We start from the raw sequence: 25,901 nt of genomic DNA, 5'->3' as shown, positions 1-25,901 counted from the left end.
CGGCGTTTACGCTGGCCCGAACGACGGGAGGGGGCAGCGGGTGACGACGACGCCGGCGGAGGTGCCGAAGGTACGACGTGGTGATCCGGTGCTGCGGTGGCTGCGTCGCCACCAGTGGCTGCTCCTCGGTGCGCTCATCGTGGTCGGCGCGGGGCTCGGGCTCATCGGGTGGCGCAAGCAGGAGCCCACCTGGGGCTGGGTCGACGTCGTGTACGCCGACTTCGGGATGGTCACGTTCTGGAGCGGGCCCTCGACCACCAACAACTGGTACCTCGGCGTCGCCCGCTTCCTGCTGCCGCTCGCCCTCGGCTTCACCGCGTTGTTCGGCCTCTACGCCGCCTTCCACGACCGGCTCATGGCCATGCGGGCCGGGTTCCTGAAGGGCCACGTCATCGTGGTCGGTCTCGGCGACAAGGGATTCGGCTTCGCGGAGTCGGCTCGCACCCAAGGCGCGTCCGTGCTGGTGATCGACCTCGAGCCGAAGGGCACCAACCTCGAGGCGTGCCGGCGGCTGGGCATCCACACCATGACCGGCGACGCCCGTGACCCCGACGTGCTGGTGGCCGCCGGCGTCGACCGGGCGCGCGACCTCGTCGCGGTCGGCCCGAGCGACGACGTGAACGCGGCGGTCGCCGTGCGGGCGATGGAGCTGTCGGCGGGCCGGCAGGGCTCGGTGCTGCGCTGCCTGGTGCACATCGAGGACGGCGACCTCGCGAACCTGCTTCGGCTGCGCCAGTTCCGACGCTCTGACGCGCCCGGGGCCCGGATCGACTTCTTCTCCCTGTCCGTGAGCGGGGCCCAGCTGCTGCTCGACCGCTACCCACCACACCTCGACGGCGGACGGAGCGGTTCGATCTGGCTCGTCGGCGTCGACGACCTCTGGGACGGGTTCCTCGCGAAGCTGGCGCTCGCGGGTGAGGATCGCGGGGTCGCAGAGGGGGCGGTGTCGGTGACCCTCGTGGGGAAGGGGGCGGAGGCCGAGCTCGCCGAGGTGGCGTGGCAGCTGGGCGACCTCGGCGACCGACTGCGGATCGGCGCCGCCGACGTCGACGCGCACGAGTTCCGGGTCGATGCGGTCGAGGGTGTCGACGCGGTCCGAGACGTCTACGTGCGCCTGGACACCGACGAGGCCACGCTCGCGACGGCGCTGTCGCTCGACGCCCAACTCCCCGCAGGCGTGCAGGTGGTGGCGTGCCTGACCCGCACGGCGGCGCTGACCGGTCTGCTCGGCGAGGTCGAGAAGGCCGGCGAACGCCTCCAGGTCGTCGCGCTTGTGGCGGCGCTGTGCAACCGGGGTCAGATCGAGGACTCGGCGATGGAGACGCTGGCGCGCGCCTTCCACGGCCACTACGTGTCGCGGCGCCTCGCCGAGGGTCAGGACCCCTCGTCGAACCCCTCGACCGTGCCCTGGGAGGAGCTCGAGGAGTCGCTCCGCGAGTCCAACCGCGACCTCGCCCGCCACATCGGCGTGAAGCTCCGCCTCGTCGGATGCGAGCTGGTGCCGGCTCGGTTCGGCGACACCGGCGGCTTCGAGTTCACGGCCGCCGAGGTGGACGGTCTCGCTCCGGCCGAGCACGACCGATGGACCGCCGACATGGCCCGCAACGGTTGGCGTTACGCACCGGGTCCGAAGGATCCGGTCGTGAAGACGTCGCCCTACATGGTGCCGTGGAACAAGGTCCCGCCGGAGATCCAGGAGTACGACCGCGAGGCCATCCGGGACATCCCCGAGGTGCTGGCCCGCGTGGGCCTGCGCATCGTGCGGGCGGGTTGACCCCGGCCGATCACCCGGTGGCGAGCGCGAGCCTGATGGTCGGGAGGAGGCCATGACGTACCGCGACCGCATCCACGCACCCGGGCCGAAGCGCCTCCTCGCGCTCGACGGAGGCGGCATCCGAGGGATCCTCAGCCTCGAGATCCTGGCCAAGCTCGAAGGCGACCTCCGGGAGGCGACCGGCCGCGCCGACCTCGTGCTGGCCGACGCCTTCGACTACATCGGGGGGACGAGCACCGGCGCCATCATCGCCACAGGCCTCGCGTTGGGGTTCGACACGCAGCGGCTGCGGACGCTCTACCTCGAGCGCGGGGCGGAGATGTTCGATCGGGCCCGCCTGCGCGATCGGGTCCGTCACCTCTACGACGACGAGCCGCTGGCCGCGATCCTCCGCGACGAGCTCGGCGCCGACACCACGCTCGGCAGCGAGGACCTCCGCACATTGCTCCTGGTCGTGTTGCGCAACGCCACCACCGACTCGCCCTGGCCGCTCAGCAACAACCCGGCGGCGATGTTCAACGACCGGGCCCTGCCCGACTGCAACCTCGATCTGCCCCTGTGGCAGCTCGTGCGGGCCAGCACCGCCGCCCCGATCTACTTCCCTCCCGAGACGGTGCGTCTCGGCGGCAACGAGTTCGTCTTCGTCGATGGCGGGATCACCCCGTTCAACAACCCGGCGCTCCAGCTGTTCGTGATGGCCACCGCGCCCGCGTACCGACTGGGGTGGTCGACCGGGGTCGACGAGCTCCTGCTCGTCTCCGTGGGCACGGGGAGTGCCGAACGCCCGCGACCCGACCTCGAGGCCCACGACCTGCACGTGCTCAACCAGGTGGTGTCGGCGATGGGCGCGCTCCTCGGGTCGGCGGCGACGCAACAGGACATGCTGTGCCGCCTGCTCGGCGACTGTCGGGCGGGCCCGCCGATCGACCTGGAGGTCGGAGACCTGCGCGGCGGGGACCGACTGCTGGCCGACCCGCTGTTCACCTACGTGAGGTACGACCTCGACCTGACCCGGGCCAACCTCGATGCACTCGGATTCGTGGACGTGGCCGTGGAGCAGGTCCTCCCCCTGGACTCGGTGGCGCACCTCGACGTGCTGGGCGCGGTCGGCGCCGCGATGGCAGAGCGCATCGTCGACATCGCCCACCTCGACGGCTTCCTCCCGGCGGCGCCCTGACGGCGTTGTGCACTGCCGAGCCGCGAGGCGACTCGGCGCGATGCTCACGTCGTGGGTTCGGCGAGCTCGTCGAGGCGCTCCAGGCAGTAGTTGCGCCGAGGGGAGTCGTCGCGCCCGGTCTGCGAGAAGATCGCCGCGGCACGCGTGAACGCGGAGCGGGCCTCGGCCGTCTCGCCGGCCCGTTGGTGATGGTCCCCCAGGGCCTGGAGTGCATCGCCGAGGTCGACCGACGCCGCCGAGTCCGAGCCGAGCGAGGCGGACTCCTGCTCGAAGAGCGCGACGGCGCGCTCGAGGTGGTGCTGTGCCCGGTCGAACTGGTCCCGTCGGAGCGCCGGATCGTTCTGCTGGGCGGCCAGCCGGCTGCCAGCGTCACCGATGCCCTCGTGTGAGAACGCCGTCTGTGGATGGTCGGCGCCGAGCAACCGCGTCGAGGCGTCGAGGTCGAACAGGAAGTCCTGGTGGGCCCGCTCGGCCTCACCCAGCTCGAGCCTCGCCCAGGCGCCGTTGTGGAGCGGGACGAGACGGCGGGGGTGGTCGGCCTCGAAGTGCTCGGCGCAGATCTCTCCGTCGAGCTCGTGTGCGGCCAGGGAGTCGTCGAATCGCTCCTGGTCGTAGAGCACCTGACCCAGGTAGTTGCACGCGGCGCCGTACTCGGGGCTCCGGTCGAGGCCCGCTTCGGCCAGCAGGCGTTGGGCGCTCGTGAGGGCCTCGACGGCGCCGGTGCCATCCTCGTGTTGCCAGCACAGGGCTCCCGATTCGGTCAGGGCGGCCGCGAGCGTCCGGTCGCGCCGCTCCGCCTCGGCCACGCTCTCGAGGATCGCGATCGCCCGGTCGACGGCGATCCGGGCCTCGGCCATCTTCGAGTTGCGACGAGCCACCCATGCCGCGGCGAGGTGGGCCCTGGCGTCTCGGATCGGATCGCCGCCGATCCCGACCGACGCCCAGCCGGCGAGGGCGTCTCCCACGAGCGGGAGGGCAACACCGGAACGGCCGGTCACGCCGAGGTGGACGGCGAAGTCGAGCAGGAGCTGGACCCTCGACGGGAACACCTCCTCGGCCGTCGCCGCGAGCACGTCGTCCACGTGCGGTTCGAGGACGGCGGCCCGGTCGCGTTCGTCCGGGGTGATCAGGTAGATCGAGTAGTCACTCGGGTCGAACGCGGGGAACAGGGAGCTCACGACCTCGACCGCGTGCCGCCGCCAGCTCGGGAGGTCTTCGCCCAGAAGATCGCGGGCGACCAGCTGCACCATGCGGTGCACCGAGAAGGTGCGGCGGTCGGATGCCGGCCGCACGAGCGAGAGGTCGGCCAGCTTGGCCAGGGCGGTACGACCGGTCCCGGCGGCGATGACGGGCCGGAGTGGCTCGGGGTAGGTCCCGACGGGGGCCTCGAGTACCGAGAGAGGGATGCCGTCGGCTCCGAGACAGGCGATGAAGGACATCAGCGCCCGACACCCGGGCACTTGCTGCTCGGCCTTCGCGATCGCCTCCTGGAAGGTGGCGAACACGGCCTTGCCGTAGTCGGACCCCGACGGGACGAGGTTCATCATCGTGGTGAGGCGCGCGACGTACTCGTCGACGGTGAGGAAGCTGTCCTCGCGGATCGTGGCCGCGGCGTGCGAGAGCGGGAGGGGGAGACAGCCGATCGCATCGGTCAGCTCGTGCAGCTCGTCTTCGGTCAGGTTTCGGCGCGAGCACGCTCGCTGGAGGAACCGGTGGGCGTCGGGCAGGGCCCACTCCGCCAGGTCGACGACGTGCTCGCCCAGGTTGCAGACGGACTCGGCCTGGGTGGTGAGGAGTACCTGGGCGTGTGAGCCCTTCCACTGCAGCCAGGGGTGAAGGGCCTCGTCGTCGGCGTTGTCGAAGACGAAGAGCCACGGCTTCGCTGGCGCGCCGGCCCGGCACTCCCGCCTCAGGAAGTCGTACACGCGGCGGGCGGCGAGGCTGACGTCACCGGACAGCGATGGCCCGAAGAAGTGGGTGCGGCCCAGGTGCTCGAAGCCGCTCTCCACCTCGGGGAACGTGCTCAGCAGGCGGTCCATCTCGGCGTTGAACCACCAGATGCCGGCATAGGCGTCCTCGTGACGGCTGGCGTACTCGCGGGCGAGGGTCGACTTGCCTGCGCCTCCCATGCCGTGGATGACGACAGGGGCGGTGAACGGCGGCACCGTCTCGGGGGCGAGCGCACGGTGGAGGGCGGCGAGGTTGTCCTCGCGTCCGGTGAAGTGCACCGCGCTCCGCCGCACCTCGTCGCTCACGATCGGCGGAGGGTGCTCGAGGTAGCCGAGGTTCGCCTCCAGCGGGGAGGTCGTGCCGGATGCGGCATCGAGCAGGATGCTCGTCAGGTCGTCGTCGTCCAGATCCGTCAAGCCCCGGAGATCCCACCGGGGCGCCGTGGCGAGCAGCCCCACCGGTTGGCAGTCGTCGACCCGCAGGACGACCAAGCGGCGCGACTCGTGGAGCGGTTCTCCCTTGGTCACCTGGCTCCACTCCATCTTGCAGTAGTCGCTGGCGACGTAGTCGTGCGAGAGCAGGGCCAGGACCCGGTCCGAGTGGCTCAGGCCGAAGTCGATCCGCTCCATGAAGTTGCGGTCCTGCATGTGCCAGTTCTGGAGGAACACACGGAGCCCCGCCTGCTGGAGGCACCGCGCGAAGCGCTGCGCCATCTCGCTCTCCTTGCCGGCCCGGCTGAGGAAGACGTCGTACCGGTCCACGTAATCGTTGTCGGGTGCCGCGATGCTGCCGGAGGCCGCCTTCGCAAGGATCTCGGTCAGCGACACGTCGTCGAGGAGCTCGAGTGGTCCCACCTCCCGCCAGGCGTACTGGCTGAAGACTCCGGCGGGGTCGCACCCGTCGACCCGGAGGAGCACGACGCGGCCGGCGTGGTTGAAGCGGTCCTCGCCCAAGGCAGCCTCCCAGGACCTCCGGCAGGCAGGGTCCTCGATGAACCCTTCGGAAAGCAGGACGATCACCCGCAGAGCGCGTCCCAGGTCGGCATCGGGCTCGCCCCTCGAAGGGGGACCGGCGGTCCGGGCTGACAGGCCGGTTGCCTCGAGCAGCCGGCGGACCCGATCGGCTGCCGCCTCATCGGGAGCGTGGAGGATGAAAACGTCGAGTTCAGGCGTGTCTCCCGGCAAGGCGGCTCCCCGTCAGCCAACCGAACAGAACGGTGGCGACCGTAGTTCGAGAGGCGCCCCGCCGTCGTCGATCGAGCTGGTTCGCTCGACTCCGACAGCGGTCCATCGACCTGATCCAACTCATCGAGCACGGCCGTGTCACCGGTCGTGTCAGCCACGGGACACCACCGCTGTTGGATGAAATGACAGCTGGAACCACGTTGCGAAGTCCCAGGCACGGCGGGGGAGCGGATGGCCTAACGTTCACGCTTCGAGACGGAGGAGGGGTATGTCGGGCCAGCGGACGGAACGGGTTGCCGGCCAGCGGCGCCCCGCGAGCGCAGCACGGCGGACGGCATGACCGACGGGATCTTCATCAGCTATCGGCGGGACGACAGCCTCGGCTGGAGCGGTCGGATCTACGACCAGCTGTGGCCCGTCTTCGGCAAGGACCGGGTCTTCTTCGACCTCGATTCGCTCTATCCCGGGTCGGACTGGGACGAGGCCATCGATCGGACGGTGGAGCAGGCGGCGATCGTGGTGCTCATCGTGGGCCCCCGGTGGGCCACCCTCGAGGACAAGCGGGGGAACCCCCGCATCCACGACGAGAACGACAAGCACGCCTACGAGGTGGCCACCGCGCTCGCCTCGGGCAAGCCGGTCATCCCGGTGACGATCGACGGGGCGGTCATGCCCGACGCGGCCGAGCTTCCCGAATCACTCCAGCGGCTGACCAAGAAGCAGGCGTTCACCCTCACGCCGGCCGCGTACTACCACGAGATCAAGGTGCTCGTGGATCTCCTGGCCCGGGTCGTGCAGCCGCTCGGAGAGGGGGCCGCAGGCGCCGCGCCTGACGTGGTCGCCACGGCCAGCGGGGCGACCAGCGCGGTCGCTCCCACCGCGGTCGACGAGCCCCCGCCGGCGCCGGCCGGCGAGTCCGCGGCCACCGCGCCGGTGGACGATCCGGAGGGCCCGGACGCTCTGGACCATGACCCGCCCTTGGGTCCGGTCGATCCCGCGGATTCCCCTGACGAAGGACCGACTGGTGGCCCCACCCCGCCGCCCGACCCAGCCGACGGGGCCGAGGCGGAGGACGGTCGAGCTGGTGGCGAGCTCGACGCAGCCAACGAGGCCGAGCAACGCGCGCTCGACCTCGCCCGGTCCGACGAGTTCGGCGAGGCGCTCCGCATCGAGCGGGGCGTCCTCGAGGTGCGCACCCGCCTCCTGCGTGAGGATCACCCGCACACCCTCTTGGCGCGATCGAACATCGGGCTCTGGCTGGCCGCCACGGGCGAGGTCGAGGAAGCCGAGCGGGAGCTGCGCCGCACGCTCGGGGATCGACAGCGGGTGCTCGGGCCCCAGCACGCCGAGACCCTCGCCACCCAGGTCGAGCTCGCCAACCTCCTCTACCGCCAAGGGGACGTCGCCGGGGCCAAGGCGCTCGAGGTGCAGGTGCTCGAGGCCCGCCGCCGCACGCTCGGTGACACCCATCCCGACACCTTGACCGCCATGAGGAACCTGGTCATCTCCCAGCGCGCGCTCGCGCAGTTCGACGAGGCCGTCCCCCTCCTGCGGGAGCTCGCCGAGGTCGCCGGGAGCCAGGAGGGGGCCCGGTCGCCCGGGCACCTCGACGCCCGGCAGGCGCTCGCGCTGTCCCTCTTCGACGGGGGGGACGTCGCCGAGGCCCTCGCCGTCCAGCGGGCGGTGGTGGCGGACTGGGCGGCGACCCCGGACGAGCCGGGCGGGTTCGCAGCGCAGTTCGTCCTCGGATGCTGGCTCCGTGAGAGCGGCGACCTCGCCGGCGCCCGTGAGGTCGAGCAGCGCTCGCTCAGTGGGCGGGCGCGGGTGCTCGGCCCGGACGACCCCGAGACCCTCGATTCGGCCGCCAACCTGGCGGTCACCCTCTTCCAGCTCAACGACCTGGTCGGCTCCAAGGCGCTTTTCGCCGACGTCGTCGAGCGACGCCGCCGGGTGCTGGGCCCCGACCACGCCGACACCCTCTCGGCCGAGCGGGCCCTCGACAGCGCCGAGCTGGCCGGCGTCGAGCTCCCGGACGACCGGCACGGCCTGCCCTCGGTCGACGCGCCCACGGGGGTCACCCCCGACCCGCCGTCCGCCGACCCGCCGTCCACCGTGTTGCCGTCCGCCGAGCCTCCCTCCGGTGATCGGGTGCCGGCGCCCGCCCCGGCACCGGCGGTGGACACCGCCGCGCCCCCGTCGGCAGAGGGACCCGTCCTGCGGGTCGCGCCGGACGGAGGCGGCGACCACGAGAGCATCGCCGCAGCGCTGCGGGTGGCGGTCGAGGAGACGACGGTGGTCGTCGCGCCCGGGCAGTACCCGGGGACGGTCGTGGTGAACCACCCGGGCGTGCGTATCATCGCCGAGGCCGCCCCAGGAAGCGTGGTCGTCACCGCGGAGAACGCCGCGTGTGTCGTGGTCAACGGCACCGGTTGCGCGCTGGAGGGCCTCGTGCTCGTCCGTCAGGGCAAGAAGGACGGTCCCGTCGTCGAGGTCCTCGGCGGCGACTTGCTGGTCGACCGCTGCGATCTCTCCGGATCGGGCACCGGCTCGGTCGTCGGCGTCAGCGCCCCGAAGGCGGCGGTCCACGTCCGCGACAGCGAGGTCCACGACGTCGGGACCGGGGTCGAGGGCAGGACGTTGACCGTCGAGGACACCCGGTTCCGGTCCGTCTCGGACGTGGCCGTCGACGCGAAGTCGGGCGAGCGACTCGACGTGGCCCGCACGACGATCGAGGGCTCGCGCCACGAGGGCATCCGGATGGGGAGCACCGCCGTGGTGCTCGGTCGGGTGACGGGTCGCATCGTCGGGTGCCAGCTCGTGGCGTGCGGTGACGTGGTGCGGGCCGCCGTCGGCGTCGGCAAGGGCTGCACGCTGCACATGGAGGACTGCCGGATCGAGCAGGCCGAGGGCTTCGGGCTCGAGGTGGGCAAGACCGGCGAGGCCGCCCTCGTCGACACGCAGTTCCTGGACATCGGTCAGAAGTTCCTGCGCGACAAGGCCAACAAGCCCTTCCAGGGTGCGATCAAGCTCGGGAAGGGTGCGGGGCTCGACCTGACCAGGGTGCAGCTCGACGGGCACCCCCTCGACCCGTCCGGCTGACCGCAGACCGTCGCCCGGGGACCGGCGGCGTCAGGCCTCGGTCCACACCACCGCACCGTCGTCGCCGATCGACGCCCGCCAAGCGCCCGCCGGGCGCCCCACCAGCGCCTCCAGCACGTGGCGCTCGATGTTGCGGTCGAGGTGGCGGGCGCCGTAGGTGGGGTCGTAGCCCTCGGTGGCGAGGAGGTCGACGACGGCGGGATCGAACGTGAGGTCCCAGCCCTGTGGGGCGAGGTCGGCGGTGACCCGGGCGAGGCGGCGGCGGGCGATCTCCGTGATGGCGTCGGGCGTCAGGGGGCGGAACAGGACGATCTCGTCGATGCGGTTGACGAGCTCGGGGGGAAGGGTGCGCTCGACGGCGGCGCGCACCTCGGCCTCGGCGTCGGCGAGGCCGGCGCCGCTCCCGCCATTGCCGCCGCCACCGAAGCCCACGGGGTTGGCGGAGAAGGCACGGGCACCGAGGTTCGAGGTCATGATCACGACGGTGTCGGCGAAGGACGCGGTCCGGCCCCGGGAGTCGGTGAGGCGGCCGTCGTCGAACACCTGGAGGAACACGTTCCACACCGTGGGGTGGGCCTTCTCCACCTCGTCGAGGAGCACCACCGACGTCGGCTTGGCCAGCACCTTGGAGGTGAACCAGCCCTCCGGCTCGTCGGACCCCTTGTAGCCGGGGTGGGGCCCGAACAGCCGACTGATGGCCCAGTCCTCGGCGTACTCGCTCATGTCGAGGCGGATGAGCAGGTCGTCGCCGCCGAACACCTCGTCGGCGAGCGCCTTGGCCAGCTCGGTCTTGCCGACACCGGTCGGGCCCACGAGCAGGAACACGCCGTTGGGTCGGTGGGGGGAGAGATCGAGGCCGGCGGTGGTGAGGCTGATGCGCCGCACCACTCGCTCGATGGCGTCGTCCTGGCCGACGAGGTGCTCTCCCAGTCGCGCGGTGAGCTCGTCGGCCTGGACCACCTGCCAGGTCGGCGTGGCGTCGGGGCGGGGCAGGTCGCGCGGGCCGACGGTGTCGGTGCGCCGGATCCGGGCGCGGATGCACGCCCGGTCCAGGCGGGCCACCAGCAGGCCGGGGTGGGCGAGGTCGTCGCCAGGGCCGGGCGGTGCCGCAGAGGCCTCGATCGTCGACGGCGTGATCTCGGCCATCCGATGGTGCGCTGCGAGGCGTCGGCAGTGCTCGGTGCCGATCTCGAGCAACTGGTGGTGGGTGGGGACGGGCATCGACAGGCGCTCGAGCTGCGAGAAGAGCTCGGGCTCCTCGGTCTGGAGGCGGCCCGCGTAGGACTCGTCGAGCGTGGCGATGGTGAGCACGTCGGGCTGGGCGATCAAGGACCGGACCACGCCCCGCAGGTCGAGGTCGACCGCGGGCGAGGACAGGCCGAGCAGCACCTCGAGGTCGTCGAGGGCGAGGATGCCCCGCAGCGCGGCGAAGCCGCGGATGTGGCGCAAGGTGTTGCCTCGGGCCCGACCCAGGACGGCTTCGGCCCGGATGCGCACGACCGGTCGGCCGGCGAGGACGTCGACGGCGCCGTCCTCCTCGATGAGCGCGGCCAGCGCGCCGAGCGCGGTGCTCCGCCCCGACCCGCGTGGACCGATGAGGCAGGGGGTCGCCGGGGTCGAGAGGGCGAGGAGCGAAGCCGCGGACGTGGTCAGCTCGCCGAGCCCGAGAGCGGCGCGGGGCTCGACGACGTCCGCGGTGCCGTCGGGTGGGGGCCAGTGGGCCGGCCAGCCGGCAGGGAGCGTGTCGTCGGCGACCGCGGCGCCCCCTTCGTCGTCGTGCAACGCCATGCTCATCTCCCGCTTCCGGCCTCGTCGACCCCAGCTTCGCACTTGGCGTGGTCGCTCCGGGCCGCCCCCGACCTCGACCTGGCGCATCGCGCCGGTCGTGGTGCGGGTGGGCGCGCCGAGTCGACCTCGGATCAGGCGCCCGCGGGGACGAGGCCCCGGCGGACCCGTTCGCAGGCCGTGGCGACACCGCCCGTGTCGCCTGCGTCCAGCACCACGGCGAGGTCGTCGAGCGCCCGCGCCAGGCAGTCGTCGGCGGCACCACGGGCCTCGGCGGCGAGGGCGCGGGCACGGACGGCGAGGGTTGCGAGGTCGGCCGCAGGGTGCTCGACCGCGCGCAGCAGGTCGCGGACCCGGGAGGCCAGGGAGCCGTCGGCGGGCGGCGTCGAGGGCGTGCCGGCGGGGCGCTGCGACCAGAACGGACCGGGTCGCGCAGCTCGCGGAGGACGAGCCCGCCCACCGGCGGGACGGACGACCCCCTTGCCGGGAATCCGCAGACCTGGGCGCGACGGCGCCGCCTGCTCCTGCTGGTGCCACTGCTGGGGAGCGAGGATCCCCTGGGCGCCGTCGTCCGGCCCGAGCCCGTAGTAGGCATCGTCGGCGGGCCCGACGGCCATGGGTGGCGGCGGGGCCATCGCGAACGACGCCGGCGCCGCCATCGCCGGGGCGATCCCCAGCGCGTCGGGGGACCAGCCCGACGGGAACGAGACGGGCTGCACGATCGTCAGCGGGGCGCCGTCGGCGTCGACCGGGCCGTCCGGGGACTCGGCCACGAACGCGGTGAAGCGACACAGCACGCCGGTGGTGAGGGACAAGTCGACGATCGGCCGGGTGTCGCCGCCGTGCGCCTCGTAGCGGTCCTCGAGGTCTCGCAGACGGGCCTTGCCCCAGAGGCTCCGGGCCGACGCCGGGCCAGGGGTAAGGGTGAGCACCCGGGTCCAGGCGGAGCCGTCCCGGCGGCGGGCCCGCACGGTGACGGCACCGGTGGCGCCCGACGCTCGCCGAGCGTGGGCGACGAGGGGGACGCCCTCGTGCAGGTCGAGCCCGGTGACCGACGCCAGCGAGGTGGGGTCGATCCCCGGCCCGTCGATGGTGAGATCGCTGAGCAGGGGCGGGGCCAGGCGGCGTCGGAGGCCGGCGAGGGCCTCGTCGAGGCGGTCCTCGGACTCGACCAGGTCGGCGCGACCCCCGGTCGTACGGGCCAGGCGCTCGAGCAGGCCGGCGTTGACGGCCCGGTCGATGCCCACCGAGAAGAGACGGACGGGCCGGTCGGCGACCGTGGCCACGAGCTGGCCCTCGTTGGCGACCTGACCGTCGGTGACCAGGAGCACGATGCGCTCGCGGTCGGCGCCGGCGGGCTCGTCGGCGGTCCGGTCGAGCAGGGCCACGGCGCGCTGGAGCGGGTCGAGCAGCTCGGTGCCGCCCCGGGCGTCGAGCCGTGCGGCCCACTCGCCGGCTCGCCACCGGTTGCGATCCGTTGCGTCGGTGAGTGTGCCGTCGCCGAACGCCTCGCACTCGTGGTCGAAGGCCAGCAGAGCGAAGCGGTCGCCGGGGCCGAGGGCGTCGACGAGGCGGCCGGCGGCCCGCCGGGCGGCGACGATCTTCCAGCCTCCCATCGAGCCCGACCGGTCGAGCAGCACCACGACGTCACGCGGGGTCACGTCCCCCGTGGGCGGCGGGCCCACCACGGTGATCGAGACCGTGGCGGCGTCGGCGTCGGCGTCGGCCTCGGCGTCAACGTCGGCCGGATCGGGGCTCACGGTCGCGGCGGCCTCGACCTCGGTGACGGCGAGGTCGTAGCGCAGCACGAAGTCGCGGTCGACGCGCTCGCCGGGGTCGACCTCGACGCGCACGGCGCCGTCGTCGCCCGTGGTGCGGGTGACCGCGTGCAACGACGAGGCGAGCTCGCCGAGGGGCAGCCCCGCCGGATCGACCGTGACCGCCAACGAGAGGGCGATCGGCTCGGGGAAGCCCGGCAGCAGCACCGGTGGCGTCACGCGCGAGCCGTCCGGGGCGGCATCGGTGTCCGGGCCCCAGCCGGCGCCAACGGACTCCCCGTCGAGGGGGGTCCCCGGCACGTACCGCGGTGCCACCACGAGGGGTACCCGGACGGTCACGCCGCCGTCCTCGTGCGGCAGAGGGGCCACCAGTGCGAGGGTCACCTCTGCGGTCTCGCCCGCACCGATGTTGCCGACCCGGCAGGTGAACACCTCGGGCCGCTCCTCCTCGACGATGGCGGCGCGGCGGCCCTGGGCGAGCGCCCGGTCGTAGTCGGCGCGTGCCTCGCCCCGCTCCTTCAGCACGCCGGTGACGACCCGGTCGCCGAGCCGGGCGGTGAACGAGACCACCGCGGCGCGAGCGGGGAGCGGGAAGACGTAGGTGACCTCGATGGCGCGGTCGTGGTGGTTGCGGAAGCGCTGGACCACGGTGGTGTCCGCGAGCAGGCCGTGGGCCGCGACCGTGACGTCGAGGGCCTCGAGGGCGAGGTTGTCGAGGCCGGGCACCTCGGTGGTGAGGGCGCCGAGGCCGGCGTCGGCATCGGGCTCGGGGGCGAGCGTGGGGGCGAGTCGGAGGTGGGTCATCGGCGGGACTCCTGGTTGTGCGGGCCGGTCTTCGGCGCGATCAGGGGGTGGAGGGGGGCGTCAGGGTTGTCGGGGGCGGCGGTGGGCAGCAGCACGGCGCGGGCGGCGTCGAGGACGCGGGTGGCCGCCGCCGAGGACAGGGCGAGGCCGGTGGGCACCTGGAGTGCGACACCCTCGCCGAGGGGGAAGACGGTTGCCGTGGGGTACGGCGCCGGCGTGACCGAGGCAGTGCCTCGGGTGGTGTCCGGGGCGAGGGCCGGCGTGGAGGACGGCGCCAGGAAGCCGGCCGGCGGTGCGACGGCTCGGGCCGCCGCCAGGGGTGCCGCCTCCTCCGCCGCGACGGATTCGTCCGTGGGGGCGTGGGACGTCGTGGCGCGAGCCGCCCAGAAGCGCTCGGTCGAGCCGGACCCTCCGGCGGCGACCCGGGCGACCTCCTCTGGTGCCAGTCCCACGAGGGCCCGCTGGATCTCTGCAAGCTGGAGGCCGTCGCCCTGGAGTCGCTTGACGGCGACGAGCTGGTCGACGTGGGTGTCGTCGTAGAGGGCGTTGCGTCCCCGCCGTGCCGCCGGGGGGGCCAGCAGGCCGAGGGTGGCGTAGTAGCGGACGTTGCGGACGGTGAGGGCCTCGGCCACCTGGCCGTTGGGGGCCTCGATGCCGGAGGCGGCCACCCGGGCGTCGGCCCGGGCGACCAGTTCCTCGATGCCGAAAAGCGGATCAGTCATGTCACTGATACTATCACTGATACAAACAGTGACAACCGATCCCAGGAGGCCCGCCTTTGCCCGACGCCATCACCACCATCGACTGGTCGCCCTTCGACCCGCCCGATCCCTCTGCTCCTCCCGCTCCCGTCGATCGTCCGACGACGACGGAGCGCCACCGTCCGCCGGCCGAGCGCACCGGACTGCTGCTCGGTGATCGCCGGGGGTCCCTCGACGCCGGTCGCCCCGTCGGGTTCGGGGCGACGCTCCGCGGGCAGGAGCCGCTCGGCGAGTGCTGGTCCGACCGGAGCGAGGCGCATGCGCTGGTGGTGGCTCCCACGGGAGCGGGCAAGACCACGTGGCTGGCCTGCCAGCTCGCCGAGCACCCGGGCTCGGCGGTGGTGGTGGATCCCAAGGGGGAGCTGGCGGCCATGACCGCCCGGCGCCGACTCGAGCTCGGCAACGACGTGGTGGTCCTCGATCCGTTCGGGGTGACCAAGGGGTTCGACGTGCGCCTCTTCCGGGGCCGGTTCGACCCGGGGCGGTGGTTGGCCTCCACCGTGGGCATCGAGGACGAGGCGATGGCCCTGGCCGCGGAGATCCACGCCGCACCGCTGGCCCGCGACCCGTTCTGGGCAGCTTCGGCGACCGACCTCACCGCCGCGCTGATCCTGCACGTCTACCTGGACCTTCCCCCCGAGGAGCGGTCATGGGCCCGGGTCGCGGAGCTGCACTTCACCGGCGACTTCGACCTGACCATCGCCCAGCTCCTCGACGCCGGGGCGGTGTCGAACCCGACGGCCCGGGAGAGCCTGGCCGCCTACCTCACCCATCCGGAGCGCGAGACCCGACCCTCGGTGCTGAGCACGGCGAGGGCGGGGCTCCGTGCCTTCCACACCCCGCAGGTGAAGCAGGTGCTCTCGGGGACGTCGTTCGACGCCGCCGGCATGGTGAGCGGCGAGCGTCCCGTCACCCTCTATCTGGTGCTCCCTCCGCAGAACATGGTGAGCCACGCTCCGCTCGTGCGCCTCTGGCTGACGGCGCTGCTGCGGGCGTTCACCTCACCCGAGCGGGCGCACCGCCGCGCCGACGCCCGCTCCGAGGTGCTCTTCCTGATCGACGAGCTGCCGGCACTGGGCCGCATGGGCATGGTGCCGTCGCTGTTCGCCTATCTCCGGAGCTTCGGGGTGCGGGCCGTAGCCGTTGTCCAGTCGCTCGCGCAGCTCGAGGTGGCCTATGAGGCCGAGGCCCGGGTGATCCGCGAGAACGCGGGCCTGCGCCTGGCCTTCGGGGTGAGCGATCTCGACCAGGCCGAGGCGGCGGGGAGCCTGCTCGGGATCGACCCCGACGTCCTGCTGGGCCTCGCCCGCGACGAGATGGTGGTGCGGACCGGTGCAGGCGTGTCGCGGTGTCGCCGGGCCACCCATCTGGACCCCACGTTCGTCACCGCCGGGTGTTTCGACCCCAACCCCTTCCACGCCACCGGCGGCGACCGGTGGCAGCGCTGACGCGGTGGCCGCGTCTCGGCCGTGCTCGTCGTGTGGCGCGACGCGCGCGCTGCGTGGGGCAATCGCCGATTCGCCCTTGCAACGGCGGGGGATGCGGGCCATGATGAAGATCACACCGTTGTAATTACAACTGTGGTATGTACCCATCCGAGGGGGCTCCCCATGCGAAGCGCAGCAGCGAACGAACTCGAAGACCAGGGCTGGCAGGACTACGCCAACTGCCTCGGTGTCGATCCCGACCTGTTCTTCCCGGAGCGGGGCGCCTCCACCCGTGAGGCCAAAGAGGTCTGCCGGGGCTGCGTCGTGCGCGAGGACTGCCTCGAGTTCGCCCTGGCCAACGGCGAGAAGTTCGGCATCTGGGGCGGCATGAGCGAGCGCGAGCGTCGCCGTCTCCGTCGCCAGCGGGCCCTCGCCCGGGCCGAGGTCCGCCCGGCCTGATCGTCTCGCGGGCCTCAGTGGCCCGCTGCCGCCAGCCGCGCCTCGATGCTGCGGTCGGCCGCCAGATCCAGCTGTTCCCAGCGATCCTCGGGGGTGGATCGCAGCACCGCCTCCGGCACCAGCCCGACGAGCTCGGCGCGTGCCACCGCCGCGTGGGCGGCCACCGCGTCCCAGGCGTCCGCCGGGCCGACGTGGAGGGGGTCGACGAGGTTGCACGACACCATCACGTGGTCGCCCACGGCGAGCCCGAGGGTGCGGATCGTCGCCGAGCGCACGGACGCGGCGACCGCCTTGGCCCGGTCGAGGTCGGGTTCGGCCAGCCACAGGTTGTAGGCGACGAGCAGCGGGCGCGCCCCGACGGCCACGGCGCCGGCGGAACGGTGGGCCACCGGCGGCCCGAGGTCCGGTCCGAAGGCCCGGAACGCACCCCGGCGCACCTCGGGCAGCGAGCGGGATGGCCCGTACAGGAAGCAGGGCAGGTCGAGGGTGGCCGCCGCCCACCGGGCGTAGTCGTCCCTCGCCTGCATAGCGTCGGCCATCGTGGCATCGCGCAACGGCACGAAGGGCACGACGTCGACCGCCCCGAAGCGCGGATGCACACCGGCGTGGTCCCGGAGGTCGATGAGCTCGACGGCCCGCTCGGTCACCACCCGGGGGGCGTGCTCGCCCACGAGGGTGAAGACGCTGCGATGGTGATCGGGGTCCGTGTGCACGTCGAGCAGGGCGTCCCCGGCTGCATCGCCCAAACGGGCGAGCACCGAGAGATCGCGCCCCTCGCTCACGTTCATCACGCACTCCAGCACGGTCGGGGTAGGGTAGTCACCGTGAACCTCGGCGCCCCCGAACTGCTGATCATCCTGCTGATCATCCTTCTGGTGTTCGGTGGGTCGAAGCTGCCCAAGCTGGCCCGCTCGCTCGGCCAGGCGCAGAAGGAGTTCAAGGCCGGCACCGACGAGGCCAACGACGCGTCCTCGAAGGACACGCCCCCCTCGGCCTGAGCCCCGGCGGCCGTTCCCGGTGGTCCGGCGGGCCTGAGCGGGAACCAACGAGTCGGGACGGTCGTTCTTCTCGATGAGCCGGAGCGATGCTCCCGAGGATCGCATCCCCACCTGGGAGGAGGTCGCCCGTGACCACGGGCGCTTCCTCTACACGGTGGCCTACCGGCTGACCGGTAACCACGACGATGCGCAGGATCTGGTGCAGGACGTACTGCTACGAGTGAACAGAGGTCTGGCGACCTATCGGCCGGGCTCCCTCGAGGGCTGGCTCAGCCGCATCACCACCAACGCCTTCCTCGATCGCGTCCGGGCCCAGAAGCGCCGTCCGCTCGACGCCCTCCCCGACGACCCCGAGCGGGTCCTGCCCACCTCGGCCTCCGCCGACGAGGCCCTGGCCAAGGCGCAACTGCCCGACGACGTCCAGGCCGCCCTGCTCGCCCTGCCCGAGGACTACCGGGCCGCCGTCGTGCTGTGCGACGTCGTGGGCTTCAGCTACCAGGAGATCGCCGAGTCGCTGGACCTGCCGGTCGGCACCGTCCGCAGTCGCATCCACCGCGGCCGCAGCCGTCTCCGGGAGGTGCTCGTCGATGCCTGACGCCCGGCCGGAGCACCTCGACGGCCCCGACGGGCCCCACCTCGGCGACGCGCTGAGTGCCCTGGTCGATGGCGAGCTGAGCCCGGCCGAGGAGGCCGAGGCCCGCCGCCATCTCGACGGCTGTGCCGAGTGCACCGACGAGCTCGCCGCCACCCAGGCCACCGCGGATCTCGTGCGCGGCCTCCCCGCGGTCGACCCGCGCTTCGGCTTCTACGAGCGGATGCTGCGCCCGTCGTTCGGGTCGGGCTCGACCGACCGCCGCCGGGTCCGCATCGCCCTGTCCGTGGCCAGCGCCGCGGCAGTCGTGGCGCTGGTGGTGGGACTGGCATCGAACCTCAGCGGCACCGAGGTCACTCCCGCGGTGGACGACATGGTCGAGATCCACGAGGCGGGCTTCGTGCCGTCGACGGGCTTCGCGGCGATGGCCCCCGAGGAGATGGGTGGGCTCGACGCTCCCGCCCAGCTCGAAGGCGGCTTCCAGCGCGAGGCGGTCTACCAACGGGACGGCGACGACACCGTCGCCGCCGCGTACCGGTCCGACACCGACACCGTCACGGTGTTCGAACAGGACGGCGACCTCGACGATGACGCCCTCGACGACCACATGGAGCCGATGGACGCCCACGCCTGGGCGATGGAGGCCGGTGACGGCATGCACGCGGTGGTCGTCGAGCGCGCCGGCGTGGTCTACACGGTGGTGGGCGACGCCTCGATGGCGGTGCTCCTGGTGGTGGGCGGCGACCTCCCCGACGGCCCGGCGCCCTCCCTGCTCGAGCGGGCGCGTGGGGCCGGCGCCGAAGTGGTCTGGACCTTCGGCCTCGGGAGCTGAGGCCCGACCCGGTTCGGGACCCGACCCCGTGCCGCGTTCCGGGTACCCCCGGTCGCGCCGAGCGCGCAGGGGTGAGTCAGAAGGGCGCAGGCGGACCGTCAGCGTCCGACGAGCCGCAGCGGTCGTCGCGATGACCGGGTGGGCACCCAGCGGGGTTGGCGCCACTCGGTGTGCCCGGCGGTCGAGCGCAGCGGCGTCCAGTACTCGCAGCCGCTGAAGAAGTAGTGGGTGACCTGGCTGTGGCGGCTCGCGTCCGGGTCCTGCCGGGGAAGGCCGCCGTGGAGCAGGTTGCCGGCCCAGATCAGGGCTTGGCCCTTGCGGAGGAGGGCGGGGACCGGCTCGAGGCCTTCGGCCGCCACGCGCTCGGCCACGTGGGCCTCGTAGCGCTCGTAGTGCTCGGTGCCCGGCGGGGCGCCCCAGTCCGCGGGGGTGAGCTCGGGCCATCGGTGGGTGCCGGGCAGGGAGAAGACCGGCCCGCTCTCGACGTGGATGTCCTCGAGCGCGACCCACACCCCGCACATGAACCCCGACGGCTTCGAGTTGAAGTGGACGGTGTCGGCGTGGGCCCGCTGCTCGGTCCCGACCGCGAAGTTCAGGGTCTGGAACGGCTGCGGTGTGCGGCCGTAGAGGCCTTCCAGCAGCGCGAGGACGTGCGGGGCGATGGCGACTCGGTGCACCGCTCGACTGGGCCGCCAGGCGTCCTGGACCCGGTTGGGGGACTCGGGGTCGAAGGGCCGGCTCGCGATGAGTGCCTCGGCGTCGGCGCGGGCGCGGTCGATCAGGGCCTCCGAGAGGCCGCTGTCGACGACCAGCGAGCCCTGCTCGGCGAACGTGCGCCGATCGGCCTCGCTGGGGGAGGGGTGCAGCGCTACTCGTCCTCGGGGTAGCCGAGATCCCACTCGAGGCTCAGCGCCTCGCGCTCGGCGTCACGGGCGACCCGCTCGCGGTTGCGGCGGAACTGGGGATCGTGGGGCGGCAGCAGCATCAGGCGCGCCATGACCCGGGTGCGGAAGTCGTCGATCACGGCGCGGTCGCCGAAGTCGGACACGACCTCCCAGTGCGGAGCCACCGGGCCGAGGTACACGATGCGCACGTGGCCCCGGGGCGGCTGCGGCTCGACGTTCGAATCTGCCATGGACATGGGCTTCACCCTACCGGGGGGCCGGACTGGCGAAGGTTCCCCCTCGGCGTGGGAACCTTTCGTGGCCGGGCGTCGTACTACTGGTGAACACACGGAGGATCGATGGACACCACCTGGATGGCGATCGGCTACTGCAACGACAAGCCCCCCTCGCTGTTCTTCCCCAGTGACGGCGTGGGCGTGGAAGTGGCCCGCAAGATCTGTGCCGATTGCCCGGTGAAGGAGCCGTGCCTCGAGTACGCGCTCGCCGAGCGCATCGACCACGGCGTCTGGGGCGGCTGCTCCGAGCGCGAGCGCCGCCGCATCCTCAAGCGCCGTCGCCAAGAGGTGGCGGGCACGTCCACCGAGGTCTCGCTGCGTCGCTGAGCCCGGCTCCTCGGGTCGCTCAGGCCGGACGGCGGGCGATGACGGTGTCCTGGTAGTCGTAGCTCTCGCCCCCACCGGGGCGGATCCACTCACCCCACCGGATGGGCTCGTCGAGCACGAGACCGGCCTCGGCGTACCACCCGCGGATCACGTCCTCGTCGTAGGCCACGGCCTTCTCGGGCGCGTCGTGGTTCAACAGCCAGCAGCCGGGCGGCGCGGCGGCGGGCGTGAAGGCGATGTCCCAGTCCCCGGCGGGCGCGGCACGCGCCGAGTCACCGATGACGAAGAACGTGCAGAGGGATCGGCCGCCGGGGCGCAGCACCCGCTGGACCTCCCTGATGTAGCGACGGACGTCGTCATCGAGCATGTGGGTGAACACCGAGGTGGCGAAGACGACGTCGAAGGTCTCGTCGGCGAACGGGAACTCGAAGCGGTCGGGCCGGATGCGGCCCCGCTTGTTGTAGACGCCGTTCCACACGTCCACGTGGGTGAAGTGTCCGGCCGGCCACTTCGGCTCGACGTGGCGGCGGCACCACCGGATCACCCGTTTGTCGACGTCGATGCCGTCGTACGAGCCGCCATCGGCGAGGAAGTCGCTGAGGGCGAGGGCGCTGCGGCCGGGGCCGCACCCCACCTCGAGCACCTGCTCGTCGGCGGCGAGGGCGGCCCACCGGCGGAGGCGATCGACCCAGTGGTCGCCCACCGCGACCCAGTCGCCAGGGCCCGGCTGGGCCAGCAGGCGCCCCCGGGGCTTCAGGGAGCGACGGGCCGATGGGGGCCCGGGGGGCAGGGACGGAGCCGTCTCGGGCATCGTCCGACCCTATTCACTCGCCCGTCACCGGTCCGACCTCGATCCGTGACGTAGGGCACACGGAGCGGCGCGGGGCCTCGGTACTCTGTGCCGGTGGCCCTCGACCTCCCCGACGAACGCGCCGGGGGCGACGGCGCGGGCGCAGAGCGGTTCCTCAACCGCGAGCTGTCGTGGCTCGACTTCAACGCCCGCGTCCTGGCCCAGGCCGAGGACGAGCGCGTGCCTCTCCTCGAACGGGCGAAGTTCCTCGCGATCTTCTCCCAGAACCTGGACGAGTTCTTCCAGGTGCGGGTGGCGGGCCTGAAGGACCAGGTCGCGGCCGGCCTCAGCGCCACCACCCCCGACGGGCGCACACCGGCCCAACAGCTTCTCGAGATCCGCGACATCGTCGACGGCCTGACCCGACGTTGCCAGCAGATCTTCCTCGAGGTGGTGGCGCCCGCCCTCTCGGCCGAGGGCATCACGTTGTCCAGCTGGGACGAACTCGACGAGGACGACCGCAAGTACCTCGTCGAGGTCTTCGAGGACCACATCTTCCCGGTGCTCACGCCGCTCGCCGTGGACCCGGGGCACCCGTTCCCCTACATCTCCGACCTGTCGCTGAACCTCGCGGTGATGGTCCGCAACCCCCTCACGGGCGAGACGCGCTTCGCCCGGGTGAAGGTGCCGTCCCTGCTGCCGCGCTTCGTGGTGATGCCCGACGGGGAGCGCTTCGTCCCGCTCGAGCAGGTGATCGCCGAGCACCTCGAGCTGCTCTTCCCGGGGATGGTGGTGGACAGCCACGAGCCCTTCCGGGTCACCCGCAACGCCGACCTCACCCTCGAGGAGGAGGAGGCCGAGGACCTGCTCGCCGCGGTCGAGATGGAGCTGCGCCGCCGCCGTTTCGGCGGGGCGGTGCGCCTCGAGATCGACGCCGCCATGTCGGCCGAGACGCGCTCGCTGCTCGTCAGCGAGCTCGACCTCGACGAGGAGGACGTCTACGAGTGCGTCGGCCCGCTCGATCTGAGCGGCCTGTGGGCGGTGCACGCCCTCGATCGCCCCGATCTGAAGGACGCGCCCTGGGTGGCGGTCACCGAGCCTCGCCTCTCCAGCACCGACGACGAGCCCCTCGACCTCTTCGACGAGCTCAAGCGGGGTGACGTGCTCGTGCACCACCCCTACTCGTCGTTCACGTCGTCGGTCGAGGAGTTCATCCGCCAGGCCTCGATCGACCCGAAGGTCCAGGCCATCAAGATCACGCTCTACCGCACGTCGGGCGACAGCCCCATCGTGGGGTCGCTCATCCGTGCCGCCGAGCGGGGCAAGCAGGTGGCGGCGCTGGTGGAGCTGAAGGCCCGCTTCGACGAGCAGGCCAACATCGTGTGGGCCCGCCGCCTGGAAGAGGCGGGCGTGCACGTGGTCTACGGCCTCGTCGGGCTCAAGATCCACACCAAGACTGCCCTCGTGGTGCGCGAGGAGGCCGACGGGATGCACCGCTACTGCCACGTCGGCACCGGCAACTACAACTCGAAGACCGCCCGCCTCTACGAGGACCTCGGCCTGCTCAGCGCCGATCCGCAGCTCGGGTCCGACCTCACCCAGCTCTTCAACTTCCTCACCGGCTATGGGCGCAACGTGCAGTACCACCGGCTCCTCGTGGCCCCCACGGCCCTGCGCTCGGGCATCGCCGACCTCATCCGCAACGAAATGGCCGCCCCCGGTGGCGGGCGCATCGTGTTGAAGCTGAACAGCCTCGCGGACGCCGAGATGATCGATCTCCTCTACGAGGCGTCGCAGGCCGGCGTGCAGATCGACCTCATCGTGCGCGGCATCTGCTGTCTCGTGCCCGGGGTGCCCGGGCAGTCCGAGAACATCCGTGTGCGGTCGATCGTGGGCCGCTACCTCGAGCACTCGCGGATCTACCGCTTCGCCAACGGGGCCGGCCCGTCGCGGCCCCGGCACTACATCGGCTCGGCCGACCTCATGCCTCGCAACCTCGACCGTCGGGTCGAGGCGCTCGTCCCCGTGCTCGACCCCACCCTCCAAGCCCGGCTGGAGGAGGTGCTCCACCTCTGCCTCACCGACGACCGCCTCGCGTGGTCGCTGGGTCCCGACGGCCGCTGGCAGCGCCCGACCCCGGGCGGGGTGCGCAACGTGCAGGATCGCCTGCAGGAGCTCGCTGCCAACCGGGTCGGTCGCCGCGAGCTGCCCACATGAGCGCGAAGGGCGGCGGCGACGACGGCGCGCCGCAGGTCACGGCCGCCGGCGGTGTGGTCTGGCGCCCCCTGGGGGGTGGCGGCGCCGACGTCGAGGGCGCCGACGTCGAGGGCGCCGACGTCGAGGTGCTGCTGGTGCACCGGCCGAAGTACGACGACTGGTCGCTCCCCAAGGGCAAGCACGAGCCCGGTGAGTCCGACGAGGACTGCGCCCGTCGAGAGATCGAGGAGGAGACCGGGATCACGGGCCTCCTCGGCGACGAGATCGGCACCACCCGCTACGTGGACGGCAAGGGCCGCGCCAAGGTCGTCCACTACTTCGAGGTGACGGACCCGGTCGGTGCCTTCGTGCCCAACCGGGAGGTGGACGAGGTGCGCTGGTTGGCCCCGGGCGATGCGCAGGCCCTGCTCACGTACTCCTACGACGTCGAGATCGTCGAGGCCTTCGCGGCGCGCCGCGCGTCCGTCTCCAAGCCGGTCGTCGGCGACGAGCCCGCCGCCGTCGTCGAGCCCGGCGACAGCGCCGACGCCGTGGACACGACGGACGGACACGACGCCGACGGCGCTCCGCGCGACGACGATCGCCTCGTGGGGGTCGCCGCCACCGCGGTCCCGACAGGCGAGGATGGCGACGTGACGCCCGAGCCCGCTCTCGCCGTGCCCACCGCTGGGGCCCGCCTCACCACCTATCGACCCGCCCCGAACGACCCCGCCGACTGGTTCTCGGCCGACGAGCTCGAGCGGGCGCGCTCGTACCAGCGGCCGCTGGCCCGTCTCCGTCTCGTCCGGGGGGCCCTCTCGGCGGTCGTGCTGTTCGTGTTCGTGTTCGGCGAGGTCGGTCCCCGTCTCCTCGACGCCCTCGATGTCACCAATTGGGTGGCGCAGCTGTTCGTCATGGTCGCCGCGCTGGAACTGGTCTCCCTGCTCTACAACCCCGCCCTCGACGCCTGGGTGGACCTGAAGCACGACAAGGAGTGGGGACTCTCCACCCAGACCACCGGGGGGTTCGTGGGCGATCAGGTCAAGAGCCTGCTGCTCGGGCTCGTCATGAACACCGTGCTGCTCGTGCCGCTGTTCTGGGTGATCCGCACCACCGACCTGTGGTGGCTCTACGGCTGGGCCCTCGTCCTGGTCTTCAGCATCGGCATCGGGTTCCTCTTCCCCATCGTCATCGCCCCGATCTTCAACAAGTTCACCCCGCTCGAGGAGGGCGAGCTGTCCCGTCGCATCGACAGCGTCGCCCGCCTGGCCGGCGTCGACATCAGCGGCGCCTACGTGGCCGACGAGAGCCGGCGGTCCCGCCGCGACAACGCCTACGTCGCCGGCTTGGGCGCCACCCGCCGGGTGGTGCTCTTCGACACCCTCCTCGAGCACCCACCCGCGGTCGTCGAGCAGGTGGTGGCCCACGAGATCGGCCACTGGCGCCTGCACCACCTCCGCCGCCAGATCCCCCTGGCCGCGGTGCTGTCGTTCTTCGTGTTCGGCTTCCTGAAGCTGCTGTCCGAGTGGACCTGGCTGTTCGAGCAGGCCGGCATCCCCACCACCGGCTCGGTGCCCGCCATCGGCAACCCGGCGGCGCTGCCCATCCTGCTGTTCGGGGTGCAGGCCGGCTTCGCGGTCACCGGGCTCGTGTCGGGCTGGGTGTCGCGGGCCTTCGAGCGCCAAGCCGACCTCGAGGCCCTCGAGCTGCTCCAGCAGCCGCAGACGATGCTCGACATGCAGCGCCGCCTGCACGTGAAGAACCTCGCCGACCTCGACCCGAACCTGCTCCGCCGCCTCCAGGCCACCCACCCGCCGGCGGCGGAGCGCATGGCCTTCACCAAGGCCTGGGCCGAGGCCAACCACCTCGCGGTGGTGGCCCCGACCGAGCCCGAGGCGCCGGCCGCCGACGAGGTCACGGCCGGAGCCGGCGCCGGCAGCTGACCGGCACGCCGCCCGTCACGTGATGGTGACGGGGGTGCCGAGGGGGAGGAGCTCGGCGAGGCGGAGCACCACGTCGTTGGGGACGCGGATGCAGCCGTGGGAGACGTCCCGGCCGATGCTGGTGGGGTCGTCCGTGCCGTGGATGGCGATCTGGCCGTTGCCGCCGCCGAACTCGGACAGCGTCTCGGAGAAGCCGCTGAGGCCGAGGGCGAAGGGGCCGTAGGCGCCGGCCGGGTTCGGGGTCTCGAGCCGGTCGACCACGGAGAACGTCCCGGTGGGGGTGGGGGCGTCGGGGGCGCCGATGGCCACCGCGGTCTCGAGCACGACCGCGTCGGAGGCGACCTCGGTCACGGTCAGGGACCGTGCGGCGCGGTCGACGGCGACGGTGTACGAGCCGGCCACGAGGTCGACCCGGTCGGACTCGACCCAGCCGGTACCGCCGTTCGGTCGCTGTGGCACCTGCACCTCGACCCACCCGTCGGCGTCGTCGACGACGAGCAGGGTGCGCGGGGAGCCGAACACCGTGGTGGCGGGCAGGGAGGTGACGAGGGCGGCGTTCTCGTCCGGCGCAGCCCGCACGACGAGGGCCTCGTCGGTCCGGGCGATGCGCACCGCCGGTGCCTCGGCGGCGACGGTCGTGGAGGGCGACGGGGCGGGGGCCGAGGTCGTCGGCGCGGCCGCCGTGGTGGGGGTGGCATCGGGAGCGGCGCGCTCGGCGGGGGCCGAGCCGCAGCCGGCCAGCAGCAGGAGGCTCAGGCCCGCGCTCGCGGCGAGGGCGCCGGCGCCGGCGCGAGCCCGGGGCCGGCGGCGCCCGGCGTCGAGCCGTCGGGCGCGCCCGTCCAAGG

Annotated in this window: 20 protein-coding genes; 11 read left to right on the top strand and 9 right to left on the bottom strand. The window is 72.7% G+C overall.

The features are described from left to right. Positions 1-40 precede the first annotated feature (40 nt). Positions 41-1,774, top strand: coding sequence for an NAD-binding protein (locus JNK12_11135; GenBank protein MBL8776482.1), 1,734 nt, complete (start codon positions 41-43; stop codon positions 1,772-1,774). Between the two features lie 52 nt (positions 1,775-1,826). Beyond that, a complete protein-coding gene (locus JNK12_11130; protein ID MBL8776481.1) occupies positions 1,827-2,951 on the top strand; it encodes a patatin-like phospholipase family protein in 1,125 nt (374 codons plus the stop codon). 44 nt (positions 2,952-2,995) lie between these two features. Here JNK12_11130 and JNK12_11125 read toward each other — a convergent pair whose 3' ends face one another. Continuing rightward, positions 2,996-5,854, bottom strand: coding sequence for a toll/interleukin-1 receptor domain-containing protein (locus JNK12_11125; GenBank protein ID MBL8776480.1), 2,859 nt, complete (start codon positions 5,852-5,854; stop codon positions 2,996-2,998). A 567-nt stretch (positions 5,855-6,421) separates the two neighbouring features. On the opposite strand from JNK12_11125, the gene JNK12_11120 reads away from it, so the two are divergent. Beyond that, positions 6,422-9,184 carry a tetratricopeptide repeat protein gene (locus JNK12_11120; protein ID MBL8776479.1) on the top strand — a complete coding sequence of 921 codons (2,763 nt, stop codon included), beginning with the start codon at positions 6,422-6,424 and terminating at the stop codon, positions 9,182-9,184. Between the two features lie 30 nt (positions 9,185-9,214). Here JNK12_11120 and JNK12_11115 read toward each other — a convergent pair whose 3' ends face one another. From JNK12_11115 to JNK12_11105, 3 genes are all read right to left on the bottom strand, one after another. Then, positions 9,215-10,972 carry an AAA family ATPase gene (locus JNK12_11115; protein MBL8776478.1) on the bottom strand — a complete coding sequence of 586 codons (1,758 nt, stop codon included), beginning with the start codon at positions 10,970-10,972 and terminating at the stop codon, positions 9,215-9,217. A 131-nt stretch (positions 10,973-11,103) separates the two neighbouring features. After that, on the bottom strand, positions 11,104-13,551 hold the full coding sequence (locus JNK12_11110; GenBank protein ID MBL8776477.1) for a VWA domain-containing protein: 2,448 nt from the start codon (positions 13,549-13,551) through the stop codon (positions 11,104-11,106). Continuing rightward, on the bottom strand, positions 13,548-14,273 hold the full coding sequence (locus tag JNK12_11105; GenBank protein MBL8776476.1) for a MerR family transcriptional regulator: 726 nt from the start codon (positions 14,271-14,273) through the stop codon (positions 13,548-13,550). The genes JNK12_11110 and JNK12_11105 overlap by 4 nt, the downstream gene beginning before the upstream one ends. A 56-nt stretch (positions 14,274-14,329) precedes the next feature. Here JNK12_11105 and JNK12_11100 point away from each other — a divergent pair, with 56 nt between their 5' ends. Next, the gene (locus JNK12_11100) at positions 14,330-15,760 is read left to right on the top strand and encodes a type IV secretory system conjugative DNA transfer family protein (GenBank protein MBL8776475.1); all 1,431 of its coding nucleotides are present in this window, start codon (positions 14,330-14,332) and stop codon (positions 15,758-15,760) included. Positions 15,761-15,922: 162 nt separating this feature from the next. Beyond that, positions 15,923-16,198: a WhiB family transcriptional regulator gene (locus tag JNK12_11095; protein ID MBL8776474.1), complete on the top strand. Its 276-nt coding sequence runs from the start codon at positions 15,923-15,925 to the stop codon at positions 16,196-16,198. Between the two features lie 14 nt (positions 16,199-16,212). On the opposite strand, the gene JNK12_11090 is transcribed toward JNK12_11095, so the two are convergent. Then, positions 16,213-16,980, bottom strand: coding sequence for a hypothetical protein (locus JNK12_11090; GenBank protein MBL8776473.1), 768 nt, complete (start codon positions 16,978-16,980; stop codon positions 16,213-16,215). On the opposite strand from JNK12_11090, the gene tatA reads away from it, so the two are divergent. The 3 genes from tatA (at position 16,888) to JNK12_11075 (ending at position 18,620) form a co-directional block, all read left to right on the top strand. Beyond that, positions 16,888-17,196 (top strand): twin-arginine translocase TatA/TatE family subunit, encoded by a 309-nt coding sequence (gene tatA, locus JNK12_11085; GenBank protein ID MBL8776472.1) that lies wholly within the window; start codon positions 16,888-16,890, stop codon positions 17,194-17,196. The genes JNK12_11090 and tatA overlap by 93 nt on opposite strands. Before the next feature lie 73 nt (positions 17,197-17,269). Further along, positions 17,270-17,791, top strand: a complete 522-nt coding sequence (locus tag JNK12_11080) for a sigma-70 family RNA polymerase sigma factor (protein ID MBL8776471.1) — start codon at positions 17,270-17,272, stop codon at positions 17,789-17,791. Beyond that, complete coding sequence (locus JNK12_11075) at positions 17,784-18,620, top strand: zf-HC2 domain-containing protein (protein ID MBL8776470.1); 837 nt, start codon at positions 17,784-17,786, stop codon at positions 18,618-18,620. The genes JNK12_11080 and JNK12_11075 overlap by 8 nt, the downstream gene beginning before the upstream one ends. Positions 18,621-18,718: 98 nt before the next feature. Here JNK12_11075 and JNK12_11070 read toward each other — a convergent pair whose 3' ends face one another. Both JNK12_11070 and JNK12_11065 read right to left on the bottom strand, forming a co-directional pair. Continuing rightward, positions 18,719-19,519, bottom strand: a complete 801-nt coding sequence (locus JNK12_11070) for a phytanoyl-CoA dioxygenase family protein (protein ID MBL8776469.1) — start codon at positions 19,517-19,519, stop codon at positions 18,719-18,721. Continuing rightward, positions 19,489-19,761, bottom strand: coding sequence for a hypothetical protein (locus tag JNK12_11065; protein MBL8776468.1), 273 nt, complete (start codon positions 19,759-19,761; stop codon positions 19,489-19,491). The genes JNK12_11070 and JNK12_11065 overlap by 31 nt, the downstream gene beginning before the upstream one ends. 117 nt (positions 19,762-19,878) lie before the next feature. On the opposite strand from JNK12_11065, the gene JNK12_11060 reads away from it, so the two are divergent. Beyond that, the gene (locus JNK12_11060; protein ID MBL8776467.1) at positions 19,879-20,127 is read left to right on the top strand and encodes a WhiB family transcriptional regulator; all 249 of its coding nucleotides are present in this window, start codon (positions 19,879-19,881) and stop codon (positions 20,125-20,127) included. A gap of 19 nt (positions 20,128-20,146) precedes the next feature. Here JNK12_11060 and JNK12_11055 read toward each other — a convergent pair whose 3' ends face one another. After that, positions 20,147-20,938, bottom strand: coding sequence for a class I SAM-dependent methyltransferase (locus JNK12_11055; GenBank protein MBL8776466.1), 792 nt, complete (start codon positions 20,936-20,938; stop codon positions 20,147-20,149). 93 nt (positions 20,939-21,031) lie between these two features. Here JNK12_11055 and JNK12_11050 point away from each other — a divergent pair, with 93 nt between their 5' ends. Together JNK12_11050 and JNK12_11045 are read left to right on the top strand one after the other, a co-directional pair. Continuing rightward, positions 21,032-23,134, top strand: coding sequence for an RNA degradosome polyphosphate kinase (locus JNK12_11050; protein MBL8776465.1), 2,103 nt, complete (start codon positions 21,032-21,034; stop codon positions 23,132-23,134). Then, positions 23,131-25,056 (top strand): M48 family metalloprotease, encoded by a 1,926-nt coding sequence (locus JNK12_11045; protein MBL8776464.1) that lies wholly within the window; start codon positions 23,131-23,133, stop codon positions 25,054-25,056. The genes JNK12_11050 and JNK12_11045 overlap by 4 nt, the downstream gene beginning before the upstream one ends. A 15-nt stretch (positions 25,057-25,071) precedes the next feature. Here JNK12_11045 and JNK12_11040 read toward each other — a convergent pair. Next, positions 25,072-25,901 (bottom strand): L,D-transpeptidase family protein (locus JNK12_11040; GenBank protein ID MBL8776463.1); only part of this gene is annotated, 830 nt, incomplete at its 5' end.

It is taken from the genome of Acidimicrobiales bacterium (genome assembly GCA_016794585.1).
Taxonomy (GTDB): Bacteria; Actinomycetota; Acidimicrobiia; order Acidimicrobiales; family DATDAH01; genus JAEUJM01.
Note: the sequence above shows the minus strand (reverse complement) of the source record. Positions and strands in the feature narration are given on the sequence as shown.